The following is a 6,088-nucleotide window of genomic DNA, read 5'->3' as shown; positions in this document are numbered from 1 at the left end:
GTTCGGCCAGCATTTCCAGCGACAGATTGCGGCGCATGAATTTACGAATCGAGATGGTGGTGCCGTCTATCGCCAGCGGATAGGTAATAACGTTGACGCGGCTGCCGTCCGGCAGACGGGCGTCCACCATCGGACTGGCTTCGTCGATACGTCGTCCGACGGCGGCCGCAATGCGCTGCGCCGTGTTAAAGACGTGCTCTTCGTCGATAAACGTAATCGGCGACAGTTCCAGTTTGCCGAAGCGTTCGACGAAGACCTGACGGGCACCGTTGACCAGAATGTCGTTCACCGTATCGTCCGCCAGCAGCGGCTGGATCGGCCCGATGCCGGTCATTTCATCCAGCATTTCGGCAGCCAGCGCATCCTCTTCCTGACGTGACAGCTGTAGCCGTTGTTCGTCGCAGATGTGGCGGATAGCGGTCTGAATTTGCTGGAGCAGAGGTTCTCGCCCCATCACCGCCGCTTTTCCGGCGTCGATCTGGTCATACAGTTGGGCGCGGATCAAACGACGCTGACCGCTGCGGCTATCGCTCTGACGGGCGGCCGACGCAACGGGAGCGGCAACCCGCGCTTCGGTGCCGGCCTCCGCAATCGCCGACGTCGCCGCAGGCTGAGGCGCGGCCCCGGCCGACGTCTCCCGTTTGGCCTCATGATTTCTTCGCATTAACATCGCCAACCCTCCTGATTAAAACGCAGCGGTCGCGTTAGGCGCGCCGCAGCAGGCCGTCGTACCACCGTTTTTTCGCCGGTTTTGGCGGTACGCCGCTGACCAAATCCGCCAGCTGTCGCAGGCCCTGTTGAAAACCGGGTGCGCCCGCAACGTTCATCGCGCCCAGGCTGAGACTCTGCGCCAGCGCCCGGTCGGCGTAGGGCAGCGTGACATCAATAGTGCGTCCGACGATGTGCTCGAACTGCCCGCGATCGAGCGGCGGCTGGCCGCTGAAACGGCTCTGGTTGTGCACCAGCAGCAAGCGCTGCCCTTCGCTTTCATCACCGATTTCATGCAGGATGCGGCGCAGATTGCGTGCGTCCTGTAACGTCAGTTCCGTCACCAGAATGCGCAGGTCGGCATAGGTCAGTACCTCCAGCGCGCCCGCAGGGAAATAGCTCGGAAGATCCCACACCACCTGATTGAACATTCGGCACAGGGTGCCGCCCAGATTGAGCACGGTGTCTACCTCAACCGGCGACGGCGCGCCCAGTTCCGGCTTCTGCGCCAACAGATGCAGACGGGCGTTGACCTGTAGCATGGCGCGTTGCAAAAGCCGGGCATCCAGCGCCGGGCTGGCCAGCACCGCCGCCAGCCCGGCGTCTTCCGTCTGGCCGGAGAGCAACAGCTGGCAGCCGTTGCGGCGGTCGTAATCCACCAACGCGACGGGCAGATGCCGTTCCTGCGATAGCAGCTGACTCAACCCCATCGCCAGCGTGCTGACGCCGCAGCCGCCCCCGGCACCGGCGATGGCGACAGTGCGTCCCATTCGCGCGTACTCCGGCCCCATCAGTTGTCCGCCGCATTTCGCCAGCGTGGCCGCCAGAAGATCCAGCGTGTAGGGCTTGACCAGATATTCGGTTACGCCCAGTTGCAGCAGCGCACGGTACAGGCTGACGTCCTGACTGCTGCCGGTGACGATCACCTGCGTCGTCGGTCCGCACAGCGCCAGCAGTGCCGTCAGCATCGGCAGCGGCCAATGCTCGTCGTCCAAATCGGCCAGCAGGATGCGCGGCGGCAGGTTCAGTTCACACCACTGCTGAGCCACGGCGAGACCGCCGGGCATCACCGTCACAGAGTCACGTTTCAGGCGACCGAGATGGTCACGCAGCGTATCGGCTTCCGCCGCCGAGTGGACAAAGGCCGCCAGTTCGGCGCGCCGTTCTTCGCTGTCCCGTGTAAACGTCGCGGTTGAGTCACTCATGTTGTTTGCGCTCCCCATCAATCTTCATCAAAGTTGATATCGATGAGCGCCTTCACCTCATCCTGCTGGTAACGCTCAATGCTGTTGACCGCCGTCACGCCGTCGGCGCCGTCCAGCGAACGTGCCTGAATCAGATCGCGCGGGTCCGCCACCATCATTGCCAGGTTGTTTTGCGTGGCGCAGCCGAGGTAGCCCATGCCTTCAAACGGTTTCACCATCTGTAGGTTCGGGTCGTTGATCTGGCAGCGGGAGGTGGTGACCGCCAGCGCCTGCGATAGCACTTCCAGGTCGCCGCGCTGACCGGCCGACGCTCCCCGACGCAGTACGATGATCTTCTGGCCGTCCGCGCCCGCGTTTTTCAAAGCGCTCGCCAGACGGGTCGCGATCTGTTCGCCGCGCACCGTATACGGAGTAATTGTGACGCTTTGATGCGCCAGCCGTCCCTGCTGGTTGAGCAGGGTATTGAGGCGTCGCAACGAGTCTTCGTTCAGTCCGCGGCCGTTGGCGGCAACCTGCAATGTGACGGCCAGCGCGCGAGGCTGGACGGTCACCGGCGTCAGGCCGGGCTGGTCAAAGCGCTTGAGCCGTTCGTCGTTCAAGGAACGATCGCTACAGCCGCCGAGCAGCGTCGCCAACAGGGCGGCGGCGATAAGGCGTTCGTGGTGAGTGAAAGTCATGATGATGTCCTGCGATTCAATAGAGATAGCCCACGGCGCCGTAGCTCGGCGTCACCGCATCCAATACTTTCACGCCCTGTCCCGGCGTCTGTAGCTGGCCCGCGTTGACCGGCTCGACCACGTAGGCCGTCGCGATGATCACCAGTTCGGTTTCCTCGTGGCTCGACGATTCGTTCTCAAACGCCCGTCCCAGCAGCGGAATACGGCTCAGGCCGGGAACGCCGGTCACGGTCTGGCTGTTGGAGCTGCGCAGCATGCCTGCCAGCGCGAAACTTTGGCCGCTGGCCAGCTCTACGGTGGTGTCAGCTCGCCTGACGGTCATCGCCGGAATGGTCGAGCCGCCCTCCAGTTGAACCGAGCCGACCGAGGTCAGTTCGCTGACTTCAGGCGCAATGTGCAGGCTGATGCGGTTGGCGGACAAGAGCGTGGGCGTCATGCGCAGGATCACGCCGTACGACTTGTAATCGATGCTGATGTTGTTGTTGGTGATCAAGACGATGGGGACTTCGCCGCCCGCGGCGAAGGCGGCCGTTTCGCCGGACATGGCGGTCAGATTCGGCTCCGCCAGCACCGAAGCCATCCCCTGCTGATTCATCGCCGACAGCAGTCCGCTGAGCGAGCCGTCGCCGCCCCCGATGTTGAAGCCCAGAAAATTGCTGCCCTCAGAACCGGTAAACGTATTGGTCGTTGAGTCGAAAAAGTCCGTCAGGGTGCCGGTGCCCAGACCTATCGAGCCGCTACCGCGATTGAGCGAGGCGTCCCAGTTAAAGCCCAGTTCATGCGTCAGCTTGCGCGACACTTCGACGACCCGGACGCGAATATTGATTTGCGACGGCGTTTTGATTTTCAGCTGATTGACGACGTTGGACGAACTGGCGCTCGCACCCGCCAGACCGGTGCTCCGTGCGCCACCTCCGCCTTGCCCGCCGCCGGACGACGTGGACGTACTGATATAAGCCTGCACGCTGTCGATTACTCGTTTGGCGTCTTGCGGCGTATCCACGCTGCCGCGCACGATCACGCCGCTGGGGATCGCGGCTTCCAACTGGATATCGGCGGCTGGAAATTCCCGGCGCAGGCGCTCTTTCAGCGCGGCCAGGTCATGTTCGGACACGATGCGAATGGCGTTGATTACCGTCCCGTTTTCATCCATTGCATACAGCGTGGTCGACCCCACCGCTTTGGCGTACACGAACAGGTTGCCGGGCGACGGCAGCTCGAAGCTGGCGATCTCCGGGTCGGCCACCAGAACGCTGTCCGGCAGTTGATCAAGTTGCAACATCCGCCCCTGATGGACCGTCAAATGAATGACGCTGGTTTCCGCCACCTCGGACACGCCCGCCGCGTCTGCAAAGCGCGTCGTCGCGAAGAAGACCGTCGCGTAAAGTGCCGATCCGGCCAGCCAATAAGCGCCGACCAAGAGCCATCGTTGACAGGTCACGCGACACCCTGACCTGAGAGCAAAAAACATCTTCATGTACTGGTTTCCATTATGGGATGGTCTTGTCCGCTGCGGGCGACGGTTAACGCCGCGCCCCAGCAGGCTTATCGGGAGGGGAACTGTTGGATTTCCTTCTTGTCGCCCCGAAAAATTTTCACCTGATGACCGCTGTGGGAGAAACCGCTGTAAATGCGCGTGCTGTCCGCCAGCGTGGTCACCCGTGCGCCGTCAGCCGCGAGTGCCTCGTCCTCTTCCCCCGCCGTCGCGCTGCGCAAAGCCAGATGCAGCAGCCCGACCTCTTTCGCCACCGCCAGCACCTCAGCCTGTTCGGGCGTCGCCTCGACGGTCACAGTCTGATAGGCGGGCGCCCTCGTCGTCCGGCTGCCCGGTGTGGCGCGCGTCGCGTCGCCGTCGACATCCTGTCGCGGTCTGACTTCGGTTTCGGTTTGATTATTCAGGGCCAATACGCGCAGGTTGCGTACGATGGTCTGGGCCGCCAGCACCGGCGGCACCAGTGGCTGAGCGCTGGTGGGCGTCAGCTGCGGCTGTTCATCTCGGCGCAGGCTGAGAATGATGTCGACGCGGTCACCGGCGGACACCAGTCCGGCGTTGCTGGCGACGGCATTGGTAGGGATGGAGATGGCACGCATACCTGGGCTGAGTACCGCTGCGACGAACCCCGGCTCGCCGGGTCGAACCAGCAGATTGCTGGTCAATGGCGTTCCCGCGGACACTTTTTCCCGCAGCGTGGCACCGTATAACGGCGTTTCTCTGTCTTTATCGCGAATAAAATAAAAAGAGCGGGTGACGGGCTGTTCCGTTTCCTCCCAGCGAATAGCCGAGGCGTCGATAAAGTCACCGGGATATAATGCTTTTGCCGCGACTAATACGGCGGTTTTTTTAATTTCCGCGGGAGGCGGAGATAAATGAACTACTGGTGGTGTGGATAATTGGCTACGAACAACAAGCGCAATAATTCCGGCAATAATAAAGGCCCCAGACAGTAATAATGTCGAATTTAATTTCATTTTAATTTTTAACCCAGCGCCGCCGATTCTATTTAGAACAGAGGCCAAATCAGGATATAAGCCGCACCAAAAGCAATGGCAATGCCATAAGGAAGCCCCTGGGAAAGATCGGCAGGCAATACCGTCGGCGACGCGATGTTGAGATGCAGCCGTCGATTCAGATTATCGATACCCAGCGCTAACGCGGGAGGGATCGTATTCAGCAGGGGAAGGATCAATGCCAGCACCCCGCCGGCCAACGCCGTGACCATGACAAACGCGAGCTGTTGACCGCTGCCCACCCACAGGCACAACACGCTCATCATCTTCACATCGCCAGCGCCCAATCTTCCCGTCAGAAACAGCAGAAAACCCACGACGAAAACCACCGCCGCGCCGGGCAACGCATGCAGCATCGCGGTCGCCGGTCGGACCGTCGTCCCCGCCAGAATGGCGGTCAGAATACCGACCGCAATCCATCCCAGCAGCAACATCAGGACCGCTCGGTTAGGTATTCTACGCTGAAGCAGATCGCTGCCGACGCACCAGAGGAGGCAGCCAGTCAACCACAGCGTTTGTGCTCCCTGCACATACCCGACCATCTCCGTCATTATTTCGTCGTGGTGGTCGTCGTGCCCGAACCGCTGGTGCCTGTGCCGGTAATCTGGTCTGCGATTTCACTGAATTTCTCGTTCAGCGCTTTGACGAAGATACCGTCGCTGCCGAAAATCGCGCCGATAGCCGCTGCCATCGCCGCCGCCAAAATGCCGTACTCAATGGCGGTCACACCACTTTCATCGTGGATAAAGGTGTGCCATTTCGCCTTCAGCTGTTTCATTATCCGTTCTCTCATCGCGGGTTAAACGTCTATCCCCCGAGCCAACGCACAGGGGTCACGGAATCAATAATGAGACTTATTATCATGAACAACAAGCCATAGCGCATTAAGATGCGTTAATCTTCAGGAAATAATTCATTTTGATGCGAACAAATAAAACCAAGCCAATCTATCTGTCTCTTATACACATCTCCGAGCCCACGAGACTAAGG

Annotated in this window: 7 protein-coding genes; all 7 read right to left on the bottom strand. The window is 60.7% G+C overall.

All coding sequences use genetic code 11. The annotated features are described in order from the left end of the window. Nucleotides 1–670, bottom strand: a 670-nt coding sequence (locus Q7O77_RS13455; RefSeq protein WP_304168214.1) for an ATPase, T2SS/T4P/T4SS family, incomplete at its 3' end; no start/stop codon positions are given. A gap of 34 nt (nt 671–704) precedes the next feature. Beyond that, nucleotides 705–1,913 carry a hypothetical protein gene (locus Q7O77_RS13450; RefSeq protein ID WP_304168211.1) on the bottom strand — a complete coding sequence of 403 codons (1,209 nt, stop codon included), beginning with the start codon at nt 1,911–1,913 and terminating at the stop codon, nt 705–707. A 17-nt stretch (nt 1,914–1,930) separates the two neighbouring features. After that, a complete protein-coding gene (locus Q7O77_RS13445; RefSeq protein ID WP_304168208.1) occupies nt 1,931–2,590 on the bottom strand; it encodes a CpaD family pilus assembly lipoprotein in 660 nt (219 codons plus the stop codon). Nucleotides 2,591–2,606: 16 nt separating this feature from the next. Further along, nucleotides 2,607–4,067 (bottom strand): type II and III secretion system protein family protein, encoded by a 1,461-nt coding sequence (locus Q7O77_RS13440; protein WP_304168206.1) that lies wholly within the window; start codon nt 4,065–4,067, stop codon nt 2,607–2,609. A gap of 68 nt (nt 4,068–4,135) precedes the next feature. Continuing rightward, complete coding sequence (gene cpaB / locus Q7O77_RS13435; RefSeq protein ID WP_304168204.1) at nt 4,136–5,059, bottom strand: Flp pilus assembly protein CpaB; 924 nt, start codon at nt 5,057–5,059, stop codon at nt 4,136–4,138. Between the two features lie 32 nt (nt 5,060–5,091). Continuing rightward, nucleotides 5,092–5,640 (bottom strand): prepilin peptidase, encoded by a 549-nt coding sequence (locus Q7O77_RS13430; RefSeq protein ID WP_369696223.1) that lies wholly within the window; start codon nt 5,638–5,640, stop codon nt 5,092–5,094. 8 nt (nt 5,641–5,648) lie between these two features. After that, on the bottom strand, nt 5,649–5,876 hold the full coding sequence (locus Q7O77_RS13425; RefSeq protein ID WP_304168198.1) for a Flp family type IVb pilin: 228 nt from the start codon (nt 5,874–5,876) through the stop codon (nt 5,649–5,651). Nucleotides 5,877–6,088 lie beyond the last annotated feature (212 nt).

Source organism: Lonsdalea britannica (genome assembly GCF_946477055.1).
In the GTDB taxonomy this organism is placed as follows: Bacteria; Pseudomonadota; Gammaproteobacteria; order Enterobacterales; family Enterobacteriaceae; genus Lonsdalea; species Lonsdalea britannica_A.
The sequence above is the reverse complement of the archived record's forward strand: the minus strand, read 5'-3'. Positions and strand labels throughout refer to the sequence as shown.